Origin of the sequence: Flavobacterium sp. MR2016-29 (assembly GCF_015350695.1) — a bacterium.
Taxonomy (GTDB): domain Bacteria; phylum Bacteroidota; class Bacteroidia; order Flavobacteriales; family Flavobacteriaceae; genus Flavobacterium.
The window spans coordinates 436,517-457,297 of record NZ_JADKPU010000001.1 but is presented as its reverse complement, the minus strand read 5'-3'; the positions used below and the strand labels follow the sequence as shown (position 1 = coordinate 457,297).

Sequence of the window (20,781 nt, the reverse complement as noted above, 5' to 3'; positions counted from 1 at the left end):
CTTAATTTTCAGGTTTTGGTTTTTCATCTTCTGGCAAAATTATTTTGTTTAATTCAGCTTCTTTTTCAGCTCTTTTTTTCGCGGCTTTTCCTTTTCCAATGGGTATTCCAGCGGTTACATATAAAGATCTGTTGTATTGATCCGGACCGTCACCTTTCATTACAGGTACTAGACCGTAGTAATATTGGACAGTAATATTTAAGCCATTTCCAACATTCATATGATAACCTGCGCCTAAAGCTAGACCTGCATCTATCACATGAATTTGATCTCTGATATTTTTTTTATAAACAACATCGTCTTTGTTGATTTCATTTTTAAATTCATCAAAAGCTGTTGCCAGCAAACCTAATTGAGGTCCCGTCTTTAAATAAATATTATTTTTGAATTGGTATTTAATTAAAATAGGAACATTAAAATAACGAATTTCGCGATTTACGCTTCCGCCAGTAAACGTATTGTCTAAATTTACATCGTCTAAAGAGTATACTGGAATTCCATGTGCTCCCATAGGTGATTTTACAATAACACCAGTATTAATCATCCAGGCTGGATTTTTTTTAGAGCGAAAATCAAAATAAAAACCAAGATTAAATCCCACATTCGTTCCAGAAGATTCTAAGTTAGAAATAGTCGAGAAATTGGCACCGCCTTCTAAACCAAATTCTAAAAAGGGAGAATTCAGCTTGTCTCCAAAAATCAATGAAATTAAAACTTGAGAATGCACAGGAGCAATGCAAAAGAATACAATAGAAAGTAATAAACCTTTTTTCATAAAATTGGCTTTAAAGTCCAAAACGATACTGAAGTCCGCCTAGAAATTGTGTACGGGTTCCTAAAAATCCTGCTTCAAATCGAAACATAATGTGCTTATTATATTGATATTGGGTACCAGTAATAAAATTCCACATGTCTTTAGGTGCTTTCTGGAGAGAATATTGTATAGTTGAAGTTTCAGCTGTACTTAAAGCGCCGTCTAAATGCGTTAAGAATGTTCCTGCGCTTTCTAAAGCTCTATTTGCGGTATCATGTTTGGTAATATTTATAGGATTATTTTGTTGTGCAGGGGTTAAGCCATTCCACCAATTATCTACTTTTGTTTGGTTATCAGATATCTTTGTTAATCCTTCATCGACTTTTCCTTGTGCAGTATCCAAATCAAAAATATCAGACAAGGCTATATTTCCATTAGTATCTCCTGAAATATGAACTCTAAAGGCACCAACCCAAAATGCTATATTTTCATCTTTTTTATTAAACTTAAAAGTCTTGCCTAATCTCGGACCAAAAATATAAGAAAAAGCGGGCTTATCCAGTGCACTGACATCACTCCATGACATATTCATATCAAGCGCCAGCCATCCGCCTCCAATTCCGATAGTTGGCGTCATTCCTATCCCAACTGTTGTAGCATTAAAATTGGCTTTAGTACTAAAACTGGCAACTTGCGACCAATTATTATCTGCATCCGGAACCCAAATTCCGGCATTGATTTTTGTTGTGGTATTTGCTTTTCCCAAAATGCCATAAATATTTAAAAAAGGAAGCAGCCAGATATCAGGTCTTATGGTTACTGCACCAGCTTCGACAGAAGATTTATCAAAACGTACAATTTCATCTAAATTATACATTGGACCATTGTTAAATCCAACTTCAAGGTCATTAATGTTTATTTCAGAGTCTTGCCAAAAATAATTAACAGAAAGTCCGGCAGAATAAGGCAATTTATACCCTTTTTGTGCTACTTTCTCACCCCATATTGGTAAGGCATATGGATATTTTTCGACTTTAAGACTGTCTTTTAATTCTTGGTTTTTTTCTCCAACGATCTTGTCAGTATAAACTTGACCGAAAATTTGCATGCTAAAGAATAATAATGAGGCAGATATTATTGTATTACATTTCATCGAATTAAGGTTTTAGGATTAATTAAATAGAAACTGCGTAAATAAATAAGTATTATGGTATTCTTGAGGGAATTTTATGCGTATTCTTTTGGTTTATAATAAAATAGATCAAAAAGGCTTTGAAATAAAAAACTAATTATATATGATAATTATTGTTAAAGTTAACTAAATTTTCTTACCATTTCTAATATTTTTTTAGAAACTAGAATTTTTAATTGATTTTTTTTCTTGCATTTGCTGTAAATAATGATCTTTTATAAACATCATTTTCAATAATTTAGATTTTTTATAACAGAATAAATATTATTTTTACAATGTGAAATGGATAGCAATAATATTATCATTTTATTTGATGGCTCTTTCAAATATGCCTTGTGCAGATATGGAAGTGGACAGTGCTGTTCATAAAACTGCACAGTTTTCATCAGAAGCGAATCATTCGCATGATAAAAACAGCGATTTGTGTTCGCCATTTTGTGCCTGCAATTGCTGTGGTGCACAGGTTTTAAGTTATCAATCCTTGGTAAGTATTGATTTTCCTGTTGCATATTCTATTATTTCGATTCAATTACCAAATTACAATTCCGTTTTTGCTTCTAATTTCTACGGAAGTATTTGGCAGCCTCCTCAAATAGTATAATGATGCCCAATTCAATTGGGTGAGATTGTAGTGGATTTTCCACAGAATAACTAGACAGAGCTTTGTCTAATTTCTCACATCATTATATATTCAAATGTTAGATAAAATTATACAGTTCAGTATAAAGAATAAATTCTTTATACTGCTATTTACCCTTGTATTAATAGCTTTGGGAAGCTATTCGCTCAAACAACTGCCACTTGACGCCTTGCCGGACGTTACAAACAATCAGGTGCAGATTATCACGACAGCGCCTACGCTTGCAAGTCAGGAAGTCGAACAATTAATTACTTATCCTTTAGAACAGGCCGTAAAAACGGTTCCAGATATTATTGAACTTCGCAGTATTTCGCGTTTCGGATTGTCTGTTGTTACCGTCGTTTTTGAAGATGATGTTGATATTTATTGGGCCAGAGAACAAATTTTTCAAAGATTAAAACAAGCCGAAGAAAATATTCCGTCTTATGCTGGCTCTCCAGAACTAGCTCCAATTTCGACAGGTTTGGGAGAAATTTATCAGTATGATGTTTATGCCAAAAAAGGCTATGAAAAAAAATACGATGCAGTTCAATTAAGAACCATTCAGGATTGGATTATTATTCCGCAGCTGCAGGGAATTAAAGGCGTTGCTGAAGTTAGTGCTTGGGGAGGAAAACTGAAACAATATGAAATTGCTGTCAACCCAAATACACTAAACAGTCTTGGAGTTACAATTACTGAAATTTTTGATGCTTTAGAAAAAAACAATCAAAATACCGGTGGTGCTTATATTGAAAAAGATCAATATGCCTATTTTATTCGCGGTGTCGGAATGGCAAAAGGAGTTGCAGATTTAGGAAATGTGGTGGTAAAAAACCGCAACGGTTCGCCAGTTCTGGTTCGCGATGTTGCCCAAGTCCGTGAAGGCGTTGCACTGCGTTACGGAGCTTCTACAAAAGACGGAAAAGGGGAAATCGTTTCAGGTTTAGTTTTAATGCTAAAAGGAGAAAACTCAAGTGCTGTTGTTAATCGAATTCATGAAAAAATGATTCAGATTAATAAAAGTCTGCCTGAAGGAGTTGTGGCTGAAGCTTTTATCGATAGAGGAAAATTAGTTGACAATGCCATAGGAACCGTTACAAAGAACTTATTAGAAGGCGCATTAATCGTCATTTTTGTATTGATTTTATTTCTTGGAAATCTTCGCGCCGGATTGATCGTCGCTTCTGTAATTCCTCTTGCAATGCTTTTTGCTGTTATTTTGATGAATGCCTTTGGCGTAAGCGGCAACTTAATGAGCTTGGGCGCAATTGATTTCGGTATTATTGTAGACGGCGCCGTGATTATTGTAGAAGCCACAATGCATCATCTGCAGCAACTAAAAAATAAAAAAGAGTTAACTCAGGAAGAAATGGATGTTGAAGTCTACAATTCAGCTTCGAAAATCAGAAATAGCGCTGCTTTTGGTGAAATCATAATTCTAATTGTTTACCTGCCTATTTTAGCCTTAATAGGAACTGAAGGAAAAATGTTTAAGCCAATGGCACTGACGGTTGGTTTTGCTGTAATTGGAGCTTTTGTTTTGTCGCTGACATATGTGCCGATGATGAGCGCCTTGTTTCTTTCGAAGAAAACAGAACACAAACCCAATTTCAGTGATAGAATAATGGTTTGGCTGGAATCTTTCTACAAGCCATTTTTAGAAAAAGCTTTACAGTTTAAAAAGCTTGTTTTAGGAATTTCTCTAGGTTTATTTGCTCTGGCATTCATTATTTTCAATACAATGGGAGGAGAATTTATTCCGACTATTGAAGAAGGAGATTTGGCTATAAATGCCACAATTATGACGGGAAGTTCGCTTACGCAGATGGTAGAGACGACTACGAAATATGAGAAATTGCTAAAGGATAAATTTCCAGAAATTAAAACGATTGTGACCAAAATTGGAAGTGGTGAAATTCCGACCGATCCTATGCCAATTGAAAGCGGTGATTTAATTATCGTTTTGAAAGATAAAAAGGAATGGACCGGAAAATATCATAATTGGGAAGATCTGGCCAATGCAATGAAAGAAGAAATGGAAGTGATTCCTGGTGCTAATATCGAAATTTCACAGCCCATACAAATGCGCTTTAATGAACTGATGACCGGGAGCCGAAGCGATGTTGCTATTAAAATTTTTGGAGATGATTTAGAAATTCTGGATTCAAAAGCAACCGAATTAATTTCAAAAATTAAAAATATTGACGGAATTGGCGATTTAAAAGCGGATAAAGTTACAGGGTTGCCTCAAATTACAATTAAATACGATTACAATAAGATTGCGTTATATGGATTGAATATTTCAGATATTAATCAAATAATCCGTTCCTCATTTGCGGGAGAAAGTGCTGGTAAAATTTACGAGGAAAGCAAAAGATTTGATGTTGTAGTAAGGATGAATCAAGACAATCGAGCCGACATTACAGATGTGAGCAATTTGTTTATTCCGTTGCCAAATGGTCAGCAGGTACCGCTCTCTCAGGTTGCCGCTGTCGATTATGAGCAAGGGCCGGTTCAGGTAAGCCGCGAAGATGGAAAACGACGTATTACAATTGGCTTGAATGTTCGCGGACGCGATATAAAAAGTGTTGTAGAAGAAATTCAGCAGAAACTAGATAAGGATTTAAAACTTCCTTCAGGTTATTATGTTACTTATGGCGGACAATTTGAGAATCTAATCGAAGCTACGAAACGATTATCAGTCGCCCTTCCAATTGCTTTAGGATTAATACTGATTTTACTGTATTTAACTTTCAACAGTTTCAAACAGGCGGCCTTGATTTTTACTGCAATTCCGCTTTCAGCAATTGGAGGTGTTTTTGCGCTTTCGCTGAGAGGAATGCCATTTAGTATTTCGGCAGGAATTGGTTTTATTGCTTTGTTTGGAATTGCTGTTCTAAACGGAATTGTTTTGATTTCGTACTTCAATCAATTAAAATCCGAAGGAATATCAGATCCGCTCCAAAGAGTTTTAATCGGAACCAAAACCAGATTACGCCCAGTATTAATGACTGCCGCCGTAGCTTCTTTAGGATTTATGCCAATGGCATTATCAACAAGCGGTGGAGCAGAAGTTCAGAAACCTTTAGCGACGGTTGTAATTGGCGGGTTATTCTCAGCAACCTTACTAACCTTAATTGTTTTACCGATTTTGTATTTGATGTTAGAGAAGTTTGACCGTAAAAAAGAGATAATTAGATAATTAGATAATTTATGCTTGTCTACAAAAATACGCAGATTTAAGCAGATTTGATTTTTGATTCTGATAAAAATAATCTGCGTAATCTGCTTAAATCTTTTTTGAATCTGCGTGAAATAAAAATAAATAAAATGAAAAAACTACTATACAATCTAAGAAAAATAACCTTTGCGAACTTCGCGCATCCCTTGCGATCTTTGCGGTTAATTGCATTTATGTTGGCAAGCACGCTGATATCAGCGCAAACCAAAATATCTTTAGAAAAAGCAATAGAACTCGCTAAATCAAACAACATCGATTTAAAAATTGCCGACAAAGAAATCGAAAAACAAACGATTCTAAAAAAGACTGCTTTTCAGGCAGATCCGCTTCAGGTTCAATATCAGGGCGGGCAATTCAATAGTGCTGATTTTGATCATAATGTTTCGGTACAGCAATTCTTCCCGATAGGAAATATTACAAAAGCCAATCGACAATTACAGGAAGAATTGGTAAAACTGGCAGAAAAACGAAAAGCATTATCATCTTATGAAATAGAAAAAGCCGTTACATTAGCGTATTATCAATATTTATATGGAGTTTCCATTCAGAGATTAAACTCAGAATTAAATGAGATTTATACCAAATTTCTAAAGAATGCAGAACTGCGTTTTCAGACCGGAGAGAGTGGTAATATTGAAGTAATCAGTGCCAAAGCCAAAGTAAAAGAAATTGAAACGCAAAAAGCGCAGTTAGAATATGACTTGGCCATGTATCAAAAACAATTGCAGTTTTTTGTTCAGACCGATGAAAATATTGTTCCAGATGAAAATACGGCTTTGCAATATTCTATTGTAAAACAAGAAGATAACAATAAAGCTTTGGGCTTAGTAACCGATTATTATCAACAGCAAATTTCGGTTTATCAGAAAGAAACGAATACTTTTAAAGCTTTGAGAACTCCTAAAGTTGGCTTGGGTTATTTTGCACAGACCATTAATACTGAATCGTTATTTCAAGGCTTTACAGCCGGTTTGCAGATTCCGTTATTTGGCGGTGTTAATTCGGCGAAAGCTAAAGCTTCAGAAATTAGTATGTCGCAGTCGCAATTGGCTTTAGATAAAAGCAAATTAACTTTGAACTTGCAAATTCAAGAATTGCAAAACAACTTCGAAAAACAACAAAAAGCATTGAATTATTTCCAAAATGAAGGTTTGCAATATGCAGATCAAATCATAAATACAGCGCAAAAAAGTTATGCCAATGGCGATATGAGTTATTGGTCATACATCAGTTTTTTGAATCAGGCAATTGATATTAAAAAGCAATATACCGAAGCGACGCACAGCTTTAATCAAAGTGCAATTGAATTGCAATATCCATCCATCAAAAACAATTAAAAATGAAAATAGATTTAACAACATATTTAACCGCAAAGGACACTAGGTTTTCGCAAAGATTACAAAGTTTAATTTCTTTGCGCGCCTCGCGCTTTTTCCTTGCGTTCTTTGCGGTTACTTTCTTAAGCTGTAATGAAAAAAAAGCAGAAGAAACGCATGAAGAAGAAAAATCGCAAACAGAAGTTTCTTTAACAACTGCTCAATATAAAACAGTTGGAATTGAAACTGGATTCATCGAAGAAAGAAACCTCAACAAGGTCATAAAGGCCAATGGATATACTACAGTTCCGCCACAAAATTCTGCTGAAGTTTCAACTTTGATTGGCGGAACCGTTAAAGATATTTTTGTTTTGGAAGGTACTTTTGTCAATAAAGGAAAAGTTTTGGCTACAATTCAAAACTTAGAAGTTATTGAAATGCAGGAAGATTATCATTCTGCAGCAGCCAATATTGAATATTTGCAATTGGAATATAACCGCCAGAAAACCTTAAGCGAAGAAAATGTAAATCCGAGGAAAACGTTTCAGGAAGTCAAATCAAAATTAGCAGCGGAAAGAGCTCGAACGCAGGCAGCAAAAAATAAATTAGAAGCATTGCATGTAAGTACAAAAGGAAGTACGTCGCTGGTGCCAATTGTTGCCCCAATAAGCGGATATGTTGGTAAAATTAGCATTGCAAAAGGTGCTTATGCCCAAACAGGAGTTTCGTTGTTTGAAGTGGTTGATAACAGTCAAATGCATTTGGATTTGAATGTTTATGAAAAAGATTTGGGTTCGATTTCTGTTGGGCAGGTAATTGATTTTGTTTTAACGAACCAATCGAACAAATCCATCAAAGGAAAGATTTTCGGAATCAATAAATCATTTTCTAACGAAAGCAAAACCGTTGCTGTTCACGCCAAAATCGAATCTGCTGATGCAAAAGGTTTGATTCCGGGAATGTATGTTTCGGCAAACATTAATATCACAAATGCAACCGTTCCTGCGTTGCCAAAAGATGCTGTAGTTCGAAATGCTGATAAGTATTTTGTTTTTGTAGAAGAAGAAGCAAACCAAAAAGAAATTCATTTTAAAGCCGTTGAAGTTATTCCCGGAACAACAGATTTAGGTTTTACGGAAGTTAAATCTGTCGATAGAATTGCTACTGATGCTAAAATTGTAACGAAAGGTGCTTTTTATTTGCTTTCTGCGATGAAAGGCGGAGGAGAGCATGAACATTAAAAAGATTTCAAGTTTCAGGTTTCAAGTTAACAACAAAGCTCGTAAGTTCAGAACCTGAAAACTGAAACAACCAAAATTAAAAAGAACCTTACAATAGAAACATTTGCAAGAAAAGCAGTAAATTTAGAACTAATTAGACAAGGTTTAACTTGAAACTTGACACAAATAAAACTTGAAATTATAATATGATACACCAAGATATAGAAGAAAAAATAATCAAAAAGAAAACCAATCAATCGGGATGCTGTGCAGTACACGAAGATCATAACCATTCTGATGAAGACGGGCACGACCACGATCATGAACATAATGCTGAAGGCAGTTTGTTTAAAATGTTTTTACCAGCTATAATCTCATTTGTCTTATTGCTTATTGGGATTGTGTTTGAAAACTATTTTCCGCAAAACTGGTTTTCAGGATATGTTAGAATGGCGTGGTATATCGTAGCCTATTTGCCTGTTGGACTTCCGGTTTTGAAAGAAGCTTACGAAAGCATTATAAAAGGCGATATATTTTCAGAATTTTTCTTAATGTGCATTGCTACAATCGGAGCGTTTGCAATTGGCGAATATCCTGAAGGTGTTGCTGTAATGCTTTTTTATACTATTGGAGAAAATTTTCAGGGTTTGGCTGTTAGCAGAGCAAAATCGAATATCAAAAGCTTATTAGACCAAAGACCAGATGAAGTTACTGTTTTAGAAGATAATGTTGCCACAAAAGTCAAAGCGGCCGACGTAAAAATAGGATCTATTATTCAGCTTAAAGCGGGAGAAAAATTAGGTTTAGACGGAGAGTTGCTTTCTGATACGGCATCTTTTAATACAGCAGCACTTACAGGCGAAAGCAAGCCAGATACAAAAGTAAAAGGCGAAAACGTTTTGGCCGGAATGATAAACGAAAATACTATTGCTTTAATAAAAGTAACCACAGCTTATAGTGACAGCAAGCTTTCTAAAATTTTAGAAATGGTTCAAAATGCCACGACTAAAAAAGCGCCGGCAGAATTATTTATTAGAAAATTTGCTAAAATTTATACGCCAATTGTGGTGTATCTTGCAATTGCAATTTGCTTATTGCCAATGCTATTTGTTGATAATTATGTTTTTAATGATTGGCTGTATCGCGCTTTAGTGTTTCTGGTAATTTCTTGTCCATGTGCATTGGTTATTAGTATTCCGCTTGGTTATTTTGGGGGAATTGGCGCAGCAAGCAAAAACGGAATACTTTTTAAAGGAAGCAATTTTCTGGACAGTATCTCGACGATTCAGAATGTCGTGATGGACAAAACAGGAACCATGACTGAAGGTGTTTTTAAAGTGCAGGAAGTTATTATTTTAGATGAATTTGATAAAGATGAAATCCTGAAATTAGTTAATGTTCTAGAAAGTCAAAGTACACATCCAGTTGCAACTGCAATTCACAATCATGTTGGTCAGGTTGATGCTTCGATTGAATTGAAAAATGTCGAGGAAATTTCAGGACACGGATTAAAAGCTGTAATAAACGGAAAAGAACTGCATGTAGGGAATTTCAAATTGATGGATAAATTTAATATTAAATATGATTTAGATCCAAATTCAGTTGTTTACACTACAATTGCCATTGCATACGACGGAAAATTTGCTGGTTACATTACTATTGCAGATGAAATTAAAGAAGATGCGAAAGAAGCAGTCGATAAACTAAAAGCATTAGGTGTTAAAGTAACGATGCTCAGCGGTGATAAAACCAATGTGGTACAATTTGTTGCAGATAAACTTGGAATTGCACAGGCTTTTGGAGATTTACTGCCAGAAGATAAGGTCAGTAAATTAAATGAAATTAAAGCTAAAAACGAAACAGTAGCATTTGTTGGCGACGGCGTAAACGATGCACCCGTAATTGCTTTAAGTACGGTTGGAATCGCAATGGGAGGCTTAGGAAGCGATGCCACTATCGAAACTGCAGATATAGTGATTCAGGACGATAAACCCAGCAAGATTCCGATGGCGATAAACATTGGCAAGCAAACCAAAAAAATTGTGTGGCAAAATATCACTTTGGCTTTTGTCGTTAAAGCTTTTGTGTTGATTCTTGGCGCAGGCGGACTGGCTACTATGTGGGAAGCCGTTTTTGCCGATGTTGGCGTAGCATTATTAGCGATTTTGAACGCAGTCAGAATTCAGAAAATGAAGTTTTAAACTTAAATATTCAAAAGCCCAATTCATTTTATTGAATTGGGCTTTTGCTATAAATATGGTTCACTTATTAAATAGTATTCAAAATTTCAATCCATCTTTCTTCAATGTAAAAATTTTTAAAATCAGGATTCCATAGTAGTTTTGAAAAGCAAGGTTAAAAAATCTAGTATGTCCGCAAAGCTTTGACTTTACACTTTGCGAACCGCGCGTAATCTTTTCGTACTTTTCGATTAAATTAGTTCAAACTAATTAAGAATCAAATCGATATCCTCAGATAATCTTTCAGCTAATTCATGTTTGTCGCTGTTGTTTAATATCCACGGAACCAATTTTCCCCTTTTTAAAATTTCTTCTTTAGAATAAACCAAACTAAAATATTCTGTTGCGTTTGCATCTAATTTTACGTCTTCATAATAAAAACGAGACTTTTTTAGAGAAGGATATTTATCTAACAAATAATCATTTAAAGTAAAAGAAGCACCTTCCTTGTATAAATCTTCAGGAAGAATAGGAGTAATAGTAATGTGCTTAATAGTATCTTTTAAATCCTTAAACGCATCTTTTGTAGTCGAAAAATCAGACTGTTGCAATTTATCTTTATCAGATAACTGACGAATAACAGAAAGCCTGACATAATCTCCGTTTATTTCAATTACTTTAAAAATAAAATAATAATTCTGCATGCTTTGACTGCCGTTTGCCCCTCGCTGTTTACAAAAAACAAAACTGCCCAGCTGCAATTTATGCTCTGGATTATTTATGGCTTTTCTCCATGTATAAGGTTTGTAAACCAATTGTTTAAAAGCGTATAAAACAATAATAACGGCAACGATTATTAAAATTATTTTTTTCATTGATGCACTTTTTATTAAAAATACTAAAATTAGATTGTATTTAACCGCAAAGCACGCAAAGGCTTTTATTTATTAAAGTTTAATGCAAACAAAAAGTTCGCAAAGCTTTGTGTAAAACCTTGCGAACTTTGCTAATCTTAGCGCTCTTTGCGGTTAAATTTTTTAACACTTATATCACTTTGCAATTCCCATTAAGTAAACGCAACAATGTTACAAATACAAATATCTAATTTAGAAAGTCACTTTTCAATTTAAAGAAAACGTAACTATAATGCTAACTTTCTGACTTTAAAGATTGCTGTATAATAATTGCAACGTATGAAAATCTGAAGAGCCATCGAAATATTTATGCAGCACTTCCTGAAAAACAGGTTGTGTATTTTGGATGCTGGCAAAAAGAGTCATGCAAGATTTTAATTTCTCATCATCGGGCATTCCAAATATTTCTTCAGCTGTTTTTTCTTCCTTTCTGATCAATTCTTCGGTAATTTCGACAAGGTGTTTTCCTAAAATTGGATGTTCTAGAAAAGCGATTGCCTCATCTGCACTTTTAATTGCGTAAAATTTTGAATTGTCGCTTGAACCCATTCCTTTTATCTGAGGAAAAATAAACCACATCCACGGAGATTCTTTCTTTCCTTTTTTAATTTCATCAAGAGCAACTAAATATAACTTATTTTGTGCATCTAAAAACCGAAGCAATTCATTTGTATTGTAGGCCATTCTTTACTGATATTTATTTGGGAGATCAGGTCATAAAACTACTGAAAATATGTTTAGTTGTATGCGCTGAAATCTTTTTTTTCCTGCTATTTTTTTTATAAATAAGAGAAATGATTCAGATAAGAAGAACTTGCAGATTTACTTTACAAAAAAAGAAAATAATAGTATTAAACACCTAAAAAATAATCTCGCAAAGTCGTGAATAGGCAAAATTTATTTTTTGCGTACTGTTTCTTTGCGAGATTTTTATAAAGTCTTATTGTTTGCTTATTGAGATCGCTTTACTGGTTTCATTTGTTTTTACAAAATATATTCCAGTTGGCTGTTCTGCAATCGAAATTATATTTCCAGAACCTTCTTTGATTTTGATTCCCAAAGGAGAGAATAGCGTCCATTTTAGCTCTTTAGACAAATGAAATATTCCAGTTGATGGATTTGGATAGATTCTAATTTTATTAGAGTCTTCAGTTGGAATTTCAACACCAAGATTACAGTTATGAACCATGTACATAACATCTTTGGTATTGCTTCCAGTTGCGTTTGTTACTGTGAGTGAAACTTCTTTATTTCCTTCTGTAGAAAAAATAACCGAATGCGGTCCAATTCCAGTTGCGGTTGCAGGCTGAGCGCCAGCGCCAAAATTCCAAGTATAACTATCTACGGTTCCTACTGAAACTGAAGTGAAAGTCACAGCAGTATTAATACAGCCCATTTGTGGCGTAAACTCAAAATCGGCAATAGGAGCAGCGACACTACCAGTCAGTACAAATTCCATTTTATTGACGTTGATGTCATTTTCATCAAAATATAAAGTAATGACATGCGTACCTTGAGTCAAAGCTATATTTGGAATGGCAAACGTTTGCCAAGCCTGAAAACCTCCAGTGTTCGGAATATTAACAACTCCAGTGCTATTAACGCCATCGACTTCAAGATGTAATTTTCGGTTTGCGTACGGAGATGCAATTCTTAAATTTATAGTATAAGTTCCAGCAGTATTTACTTTTGCTGTATATTTCAGCCATTCATCCTTCGCTACATATGAAATATTGAAACCGCCTTCATTGCAGGCTTCTGTTCCTACACCGTCTCCCGCTCGATATGCAGTATCTCCTCCGCCATTTTTATCTAAAAAAGCACTTGGTCCAACATCATAATTTTCGGCTTCAATAATTCCTGGAATTTGAGCAACTGTTCCTAGATAAGGCGCATTGGCAAGCGTCGTTGCTGTATAAAATGCAGTATAAGTAATCGTTCCTGTGGCTGGAGCTTTAAAAGTTTGATTTGCTGCTCCGCCTTGGCTCCAATGATCAAAATCGTAACGAATATTGCCAACGTATTGTGGAGTAGGAGCGTTTAAAGTTTGTAAAGCAGCATTCGCCACAACTTGTTTTGTAGAAGGCGCAGAAACTGGTTTTTGATTGAATTCTAAATTAAGTAGTGCCGGCGAAGAAGTAGCTGTAACACCAACTAAATTCGGTTTAATATCCACAAAAGAAGACGCAGTTAAACCGTTGCTGTCCGTTACTTTTACAGTAAAACGATACCATACATTTGGTGTCTTTTCACCTTGATTGGATGCCGTAAAGTCGCCAGATTTTACCCCTTGCGGACTTGCGCCGGGATGCGAGTGGCCAGCTCCTGGAACATCTTCATGAAATAAATCCATACTCCATGAAAAAGCACTTGCTGGCAAAGTCCCGTCTTCCGTATCTGTAGCTGTGGCTTCAAAATGAACTACATCATCGGCATTCCATTTTAAAGTTGGCAATGGTGAAACTAAAGTAACAGTTGGCGGATTTGTAAATGGCGTTACGGTAAGTGTTGCAGGATTACTGGTTACGTTTCCTGCGGTATTGGTAACAATTACTTTGTAAGCGCCTGCATTTGCAGTTGTAACGTTTGGAATCGTGTAACTTGCACCAGTCGCGCCGTTGATATTTATATTATTAAATTGCCATTGATATGTTAAACCAGTTCCGCTCGCCGAAACGGTAAAAGTTACTGGCGAAGTTGCCATTACAGTTTGAGAAACAGGATGATTTACTATTGTTGGAGCTGCAGTTTCAATATAGTCCAATTTGATTAGAGAACCATTATTTCCGTAAGCACAATAATAGATGTATCCATCATTTCCTAACATCATTCCAAGTGCGTATTGCTGTGGTGCTTCAAAAAATGTAGTCGAAACAGGATCAGCAATATTAGGATCAAAAGATCTTATTTGTGTTCTGACATAATCTTTAATGATGAATTGTCCCTGAAGATTAGGATAACGAGAAATAGCAGGATTATACAATACACCATTCGTTAAAGCATTTCCGATACTGCCGGTCGCGTATGTAAATATGGGATTAGTAAATAAATTAGTTTCCGTTTGTTTTCCGTCACCTCCTTGCGGGTGCCCCCATGCATAATTACGAATGGCTGGATTGCTGATTTCGTTTATTTCTTCCCAAGAAGTTCCAACATCCAAAACAAATAATTTATTGGCAGCAACATTTGGCACCAATCGCCACGGATTTCTAAACCCGTAAACCCAGATGCTTTGTCTTTGTACCGAACCGCTTCCATAAAATGGATTTCCTGGAGCCGGCTGTCCGTCTTCTGTAAGTCGGAGGATTTTTCCTTTATAGGTATCCAAATCCTGAGAATTGGTATTCAGCTGACTGTCTCCAACTGTAACGTAAAGAAATCCGTTAAAGAATTTTAAATCTCCTCCGTTATGAAAACCGCCTCCAATAGGTTCTAAAAGCAAAATCTCCTGTCTGCTAACCACTTGATTGGCAGTATTAATTTTAATTCTTTCAATTCGATGTCTGATTACAGTTCCGTCGTTAATCGAATAAAATACATAAATGTAGCCGTTAGTCGCGAAATCAGGGTGAAGTGTTAATCCGAGTAATCCTTGTTCATTATCTGTTACGGTTGTAACGGTAAAAACAGTAGAGACAACATTGTTTTGAAACACCTTTACTATTCCGCCTCTTTCTGCAATAAAAATTCGGCCATCAGAAGATTGTTCTAAAGAAAGCCCTTCTTTAATGACGGCTGTCGGAGCAAGATTTTGTGTAATGTATTGAGAATAAGATTGTGATGCGATCATCAAAAGGATAGCATGCAGTAAAGTGAGTAATTGTCGCCTTGAAGACGTGAAAAGTAGGTTTTTTTTCATAATTATTCAGAATGATTAATAATTTGGGCAACCAAATTTAATCTTTTTCTTCCTAATTATTTAATTTCCAGTAATTTCTTTTGAAGATTGAGATGATTGCCACGAAGGCGCAAAGTGGCTAAGTTTTTTATTATAGCACAGATTAAAATGATTTAGAAGATTAAAAAAAAATGTTTTAAATCTATAAAATCAGCGTGCGAAAATAACTTGCAGCTTTATTTAATACGATGTGTTTTTTACTTTCCTATAATTTCTTTTCTGTGTAAAGTTCCCCAATCTTTTAGCGCCATTATCACATCTTTTAAAGATTTGCTGTGTTCTGTTGAGGCGTATTCAACAGTTGGCGGGAAAGTATCGTAAACCGTTCTGGTAACCAATTTGTTTATTTCTAGATCTTTAAGTTCTTTCGAAAGCATTTTATCTGTAATGCCATTTATATCTTTAGAAATTTCTTTAAATCGTTTCGGTCGATTTGATAAAGTGATCAATATGGGGATTTTCCATCTGCCGCTTAAAACCTCTAATGCATCTCTTACCGGAAGCAGTGAAGACAAGCATTCTTCTGGCTGACAGGCAATTTTCTCCGTTTTCTTACTTGCTATTTTCATATTTATACTGTTACTATCCTCAAAGATAGCGCTATCCTTGAGGATAGTACTATAAAAGAGATAGCAAATGTACATAAGTTTGTATTATAAACAAAACAAGTATAAAATGAGTAAAAAGATTCTGAATATAGTAACAAGTACCAAAGGAGATGCTTCATTTAGCAATAAATTATCTAATGCTATTCTACAAAAACTGAAAAGAACATACGGAGAAACTCAGGTTAAAACGCTTGACCTTTCGAAAGCGCCTTCGCCTTATTTAAGCGGATTAGATATTAGTGCTCTTTATACTCCGGCAGAACAGCGAAGCGACGCTCAAAACGAAACTTTAAAATACTCAGATGAGGCTACAACAGATCTTATAGAAGCTGATATTGTTGTGATTGGTGTTCCTCTTTATAATTTTGGAATTCCAGCAGTATTAAAAGGCTGGATTGACCAGGTTGCAAGAGCTGGCAAAACGTTTAGTTATAATGAAAATGGACCAAAAGGATTATTGACAGATAAGAAAGTGATTTTATCTATTGCTTCCGGTGCCGTTTTTTCTGAGGGACCATACCAAAGCTATGATTTCTCTGAACCTTATCTGCGAACGGTTTTTGGATTTTTAGGAATTACAGATGTTACTGTTTTTCGTGTCGAAGGTTCTGCAATCCCACAATTAGCTGAGAATGCTTTGCCAAAAGCTTTAATAGCAGTTGAAGATTTTGCTTTTTAATTGAGTCATATACAAATTTAAACGGTCATCATTGTCATTTTACTTTGACAATGATGACCGTTTTATTTTTAATATCAAAATAATTATTATTTCTCGATAATCATTGTAATTCCTTGTCCGCCGGCAGCGCAAATCGAAATAAATCCTCTTCCTGAACCTTTTTCGTTTAATAACTTAGCCATAACACCAATTATCCTGCCTCCAGTTGCAGCAAAAGGATGCGCAGCTGCAAGACTGCTGCCTTTTACATTCAGTTTTTCTCTGTCGATTGCGCCGAGTGTTTTCTTTAAACCTAATTCGGCACTCAATTCGGGGCTTTCCCAGATTTTTAAGGTTGCCAAAACCTGAGCAGCAAAAGCTTCATGAATTTCATAAAAATCAAAATCCTGTAAAGTCAGTCCCGCTTTTTCGAGCATTCTGCTGGCGGCGAATAAAGGTGCTAGTAAAAGATTCTGCTGATTTTTGACATATTCAATCGCAGCAACTTCTGCAAAAGTAATGTAAGCTAGAATAGGTAGTCCGCGTTCTTTTGCCCATTCTTCACTGGCTAGAAGTATACACGATGCGCCGTCTGTAAGAGGTGTTGAGTTTCCAGCCGTTAATGTTCCGTTTGTTTTGTCAAATGCCGGATTTAATTTGGCTAACTTTTCGATTGAACTGTCTTTTCTCAGATTATTATCTTTGTCTAATCCGTTAAAAGGTGTGATCATATCATCAAAAAAACCTTCATCATAAGCTTTTGCCATATTCAAATGGCTTTTAAGTGCTAAATTGTCTTGGTCTTCTCTTGAAATCTTATAATATTTTGCAGTAATTTCAGTGTGACCGCCCATTGAAAGTCCGGTTTGAGATTCTTCGTTTCTCGGAACCAAAGGCGTTAAATCTGCGGGACGAAGTTTTAAGAAAGTCTTGATTTTTTCTCCCAATGATTTTGCTTTTCGAGCATTCAGCAAAATTTTTCTCAATTTTTCGCTTACTGCAATCGGCATGTCACTAATAGAATCTACACCTCCTGCAATTCCAGAATCAATTTGTCCTAAAGCAATTTTATTGGCGATATAAATGGCACTTTCTATTCCGGTATCGCACGCTTGTTGGAGATCGCAGGCTGGCGTTGCAGGATCGAGACTGGTTTTCATAACGCATTCTCTGATCAAATTACTGTCAGATGTATGCTTGATTACGGCACCACCAACAACTTCACCTAATAATTGACCTTTTAAATGGTATTTATCGATAAGTCCGTTTAAGGCGGCTGTCATCATTTCTTGATTTCCAACTTCTGCGTAAGCGGTATTGGCGCGTGCAAACGGAATTCTATTATAGCCAACAATGGCGACTTTTCTAATGGTATTGTTGTGATTCATTTTTATTTTTTTAGGGAAGGACTAATTTTATTTTCTAAGAATAAAGATAGGAAGAGTTATTTGTAATATGATATTAAGTACTTAAGATAATTTTATTTAGAGCATTTATAATAAAATTAAAGCTGTACTTTTTTATTTTTATTTAGAATGAATAAATATAATTTGGAAAACAAGATATTAGGAGTTACTTTTGCCAACGAAATTTAACACCTTACTAAAATGAATATAAATAGTATTAAAAAAATTTTCTTCTTAACAGTTCTTTTGGGTTCATTAAACATGATGAGTCAAGAGTTGGGAAAAGTGAGCGGAAAAGTTACTTTAAGTGGTAATGTCCCTGCAGAAAATGTTTCAGTTGCTCTTAAAGGAACAAAATATAGTGCAGTAACCAATTCTACCGGACAATACGAAATTAAAAATGTAAAACCAGCGTCTTATACCATTACAATCAGTTCTGTAGGAATTCATAGAATTGAAGATCAAATTGTAGTTACAGCAAAACAAACTACAAATAAAAACTTTTCACTTTCTGAAAGCCAGGAAGATCTTGATGAAGTAATTATTACAAAAAATAAATACAAACAAGACAAACCTTCATTGTCACTGCGTCTTCAGACTCCGATACTTGAAATTCCGCAAAACATTCAAATTGTTAGTGCCCAGACTTTAAAAGACCAGCAAATTATCAGTATGAGTGATGGCGTTATCCGTAATGTGAGTGGAGCGGTGCGTTTAGAGCACTGGGGAGATATGTACACAAATATCACGATGCGTGGATCTCAAATTCAAGCTTTCCGTAACGGATTTAATGTGGTTTCTTCTTTTTGGGGCCCCTTAACAGAAGATATGAGTTTTGTAGATCATATTGAATTTGTAAAAGGACCGGCAGGATTCATGCTTTCTAGCGGAGATCCAAGCGGACTTTATAATGTAGTTACTAAAAAACCAACCGGAATTACAAAAAACGAAGCGACTGTTATGGCAGGAAGCTATGATTTTTACAGAGCAAGTATAGATCTTGACGGTAAATTTGATGAAAAAGGTAAATTTTTATACAGATTTAATGGTGCATTTCAGAAAAAAGGATCTCATCGTCCTTTTGAGCACAATGACCGTTACGTAATTGCTCCGGTTCTTTCTTATCAAATTGATGATAAAACCAAAGTTACTTTAGAATACAATTATCAAATGGCCAATATGACAGAAGTAGGTTCGTACTATGTTTTTGGTGCTGATTCTGGAGGTTACGCAACAATGCCTGTAGACTTTACTATGACACAGCCAGGTTTGCCGGATACAAAAATTAACGACCACAGCGGATACTTGGTTTTTGAACATAAATTTGATGACAACTGGAAACTTACTGCTCAGACAACTTACTTTAAATATCTTCAAAAAGGATACAGCTCATGGCCAAGTGCTGTAGGTCCAGGTCCAGTAGATTCAAATTTTGACGGTATTCCAGAGGGAACTCTTGCCAATGGTGAAATTATTAGAAATGTTGGTATTTGGGATTCTGAAAGCAATATGTACCTAGGTCAAATATTTTTGAACGGAAAATTCAACACAGGTTCAGTAAGCCATAAAATATTGGGTGGAATAGACTTAGGAAGCAAAGATTATATTGCAGATTGGGGTCAGTCGCATGATCTTGACACTGTTGATAATCCATTTAATGTAAATGCTCCAAATTATGGCCCGCCTTCAAACGGAATGCCGAATTTTGACAGAGCAACTTCTTTAAAAGACAGAGCTTTGGCTGCGGGTGGTATTATGAATTCAGAATATGCTGCTGGTTATGCTCAAGATGAATTGGGTTTCTTTGAAAATAAATTAAGATTGACTCTGGCTGCAAGATACACTTGGATCAGCCAAGCAAGCTGGGGCGGTGCGCCAATCTCAGATTCTCATATTACACCACGTGTAGGAGTAAGTTATTCTGTAACAGAAAGTCTTGCCATTTACGGATTATATGATCAAGCTTTTACACCTCAATCAGGTATTATTAAAAGCGGTGATAAAGTAAAACCTCTTACGGGCAATAATATGGAAATCGGTATCAAAAAAGACTGGTTTGACGGTTCATGGAGTACAACTTTAGCAGCTTACAGCATTTTAAAGAAAAACGAACTTACATCTGATCCTGCTAATAGTCCTGGAGAACAATATTCTGTTGTTTTGGGAGAAAAAAGAGCGCAGGGTGTTGAGCTTGATTTGAGAGGAAAAATCTTTGATGGCCTTAATCTTATTGCAAACTACGCCTTTACAGAATCTATTGTAAATGAAGTTGACCCAGCGGTTTCTGCTGCAACCGGAATTAAAGTTGGCGACATTGTACCTGGATATTCTAAACATGTTGCAAATGCATGGCTAAATTATACGGTTCAAAGCGGTAAAATCAAAGGATTTGGAGCTTCTATTGGAGGAACCTTCCTTGACGGACGCCAAACGGATACTTGGAGTGTTGGACTTCAAAAACTGCCAAGTTATTTCAAGCTTGATGGAGGTTTGTCTTATGAGATTGGAAAAATTAAAGTTACAGCAAATGTTTTTAATATCTTGGATAAATACCTTTACAGCGGGTCTTACTATTCTTACCTTAATGCTTACTACTGGCAGACAGAACAGCCAAGAAACTTTAGAGTTGGGTTAACTTATAAATTCTAAGAATTTTTCATCTCGAATTTTTCATAAAAAAAGCATCCGTAAAGGGATGCTTTTTTTTTAAGTTACAAAGGTTCAGAGTTACAGAGGGTCAAAGGTTATAAAAATCCATTTAATCTGTGACAT

At 35.4% G+C, this 20,781-nt stretch carries 14 protein-coding genes; 7 read left to right on the top strand and 7 right to left on the bottom strand.

The window, feature by feature from the left end; all coding sequences use genetic code 11:
- Window position 1: 1 nt before the first annotated feature.
- Together IR010_RS02095 and IR010_RS02090 are read right to left on the bottom strand one after the other, a co-directional pair.
- The gene (locus tag IR010_RS02095; RefSeq protein ID WP_194566495.1) at window positions 2-775 is read right to left on the bottom strand and encodes a porin family protein; all 774 of its coding nucleotides are present in this window, start codon (window positions 773-775) and stop codon (window positions 2-4) included.
- Window positions 776-785: 10 nt separating this feature from the next.
- Window positions 786-1,907: a hypothetical protein gene (locus tag IR010_RS02090; RefSeq protein WP_194566493.1), complete on the bottom strand. Its 1,122-nt coding sequence runs from the start codon at window positions 1,905-1,907 to the stop codon at window positions 786-788.
- 316 nt (window positions 1,908-2,223) lie between these two features.
- Between IR010_RS02090 and IR010_RS02085 the strand changes: the two genes are divergently transcribed.
- The 5 genes from IR010_RS02085 to IR010_RS02065 all read left to right on the top strand — a co-directional run bounded on the left by IR010_RS02085 (window position 2,224) and on the right by IR010_RS02065 (window position 10,546).
- Entirely contained in the window at window positions 2,224-2,547 is a 324-nt protein-coding gene (locus tag IR010_RS02085; protein ID WP_317174414.1) for a DUF6660 family protein, read from the top strand.
- Window positions 2,548-2,641: 94 nt separating this feature from the next.
- Complete coding sequence (locus IR010_RS02080) at window positions 2,642-5,770, top strand: efflux RND transporter permease subunit (RefSeq protein WP_194601184.1); 3,129 nt, start codon at window positions 2,642-2,644, stop codon at window positions 5,768-5,770.
- A gap of 128 nt (window positions 5,771-5,898) precedes the next feature.
- Complete coding sequence (locus tag IR010_RS02075) at window positions 5,899-7,146, top strand: TolC family protein (protein ID WP_194601182.1); 1,248 nt, start codon at window positions 5,899-5,901, stop codon at window positions 7,144-7,146.
- A gap of 2 nt (window positions 7,147-7,148) precedes the next feature.
- Window positions 7,149-8,366, top strand: a complete 1,218-nt coding sequence (locus IR010_RS02070) for an efflux RND transporter periplasmic adaptor subunit (RefSeq protein ID WP_194601179.1) — start codon at window positions 7,149-7,151, stop codon at window positions 8,364-8,366.
- 185 nt (window positions 8,367-8,551) lie between these two features.
- A complete protein-coding gene (locus tag IR010_RS02065) occupies window positions 8,552-10,546 on the top strand; it encodes a heavy metal translocating P-type ATPase (protein WP_194601177.1) in 1,995 nt (664 codons plus the stop codon).
- Window positions 10,547-10,791: 245 nt separating this feature from the next.
- Here the strand turns inward: IR010_RS02065 and IR010_RS02060 are convergent, their stop codons facing one another.
- The 4 genes from IR010_RS02060 to IR010_RS02045 form a co-directional block, all read right to left on the bottom strand.
- Window positions 10,792-11,400 carry a hypothetical protein gene (locus IR010_RS02060; protein WP_194601174.1) on the bottom strand — a complete coding sequence of 203 codons (609 nt, stop codon included), beginning with the start codon at window positions 11,398-11,400 and terminating at the stop codon, window positions 10,792-10,794.
- Window positions 11,401-11,688: 288 nt separating this feature from the next.
- Window positions 11,689-12,123: a DUF1810 domain-containing protein gene (locus tag IR010_RS02055; RefSeq protein ID WP_194566481.1), complete on the bottom strand. Its 435-nt coding sequence runs from the start codon at window positions 12,121-12,123 to the stop codon at window positions 11,689-11,691.
- A 256-nt stretch (window positions 12,124-12,379) separates the two neighbouring features.
- Entirely contained in the window at window positions 12,380-15,298 is a 2,919-nt protein-coding gene (locus tag IR010_RS02050; RefSeq protein WP_194601171.1) for a PQQ-dependent sugar dehydrogenase, read from the bottom strand.
- Between the two features lie 236 nt (window positions 15,299-15,534).
- Entirely contained in the window at window positions 15,535-15,906 is a 372-nt protein-coding gene (locus IR010_RS02045; protein ID WP_029269809.1) for a winged helix-turn-helix transcriptional regulator, read from the bottom strand.
- Between the two features lie 106 nt (window positions 15,907-16,012).
- On the opposite strand from IR010_RS02045, the gene IR010_RS02040 reads away from it, so the two are divergent.
- The gene (locus IR010_RS02040; protein ID WP_194601168.1) at window positions 16,013-16,624 is read left to right on the top strand and encodes an FMN-dependent NADH-azoreductase; all 612 of its coding nucleotides are present in this window, start codon (window positions 16,013-16,015) and stop codon (window positions 16,622-16,624) included.
- An 86-nt stretch (window positions 16,625-16,710) separates the two neighbouring features.
- On the opposite strand, the gene IR010_RS02035 is transcribed toward IR010_RS02040, so the two are convergent.
- Complete coding sequence (locus tag IR010_RS02035; protein WP_194601165.1) at window positions 16,711-17,991, bottom strand: acetyl-CoA C-acetyltransferase; 1,281 nt, start codon at window positions 17,989-17,991, stop codon at window positions 16,711-16,713.
- 219 nt (window positions 17,992-18,210) lie between these two features.
- Between IR010_RS02035 and IR010_RS02030 the strand changes: the two genes are divergently transcribed.
- Window positions 18,211-20,658, top strand: coding sequence for a TonB-dependent receptor (locus tag IR010_RS02030; RefSeq protein ID WP_194566473.1), 2,448 nt, complete (start codon window positions 18,211-18,213; stop codon window positions 20,656-20,658).
- The last annotated feature ends 123 nt before the right edge of the window (window positions 20,659-20,781 follow it).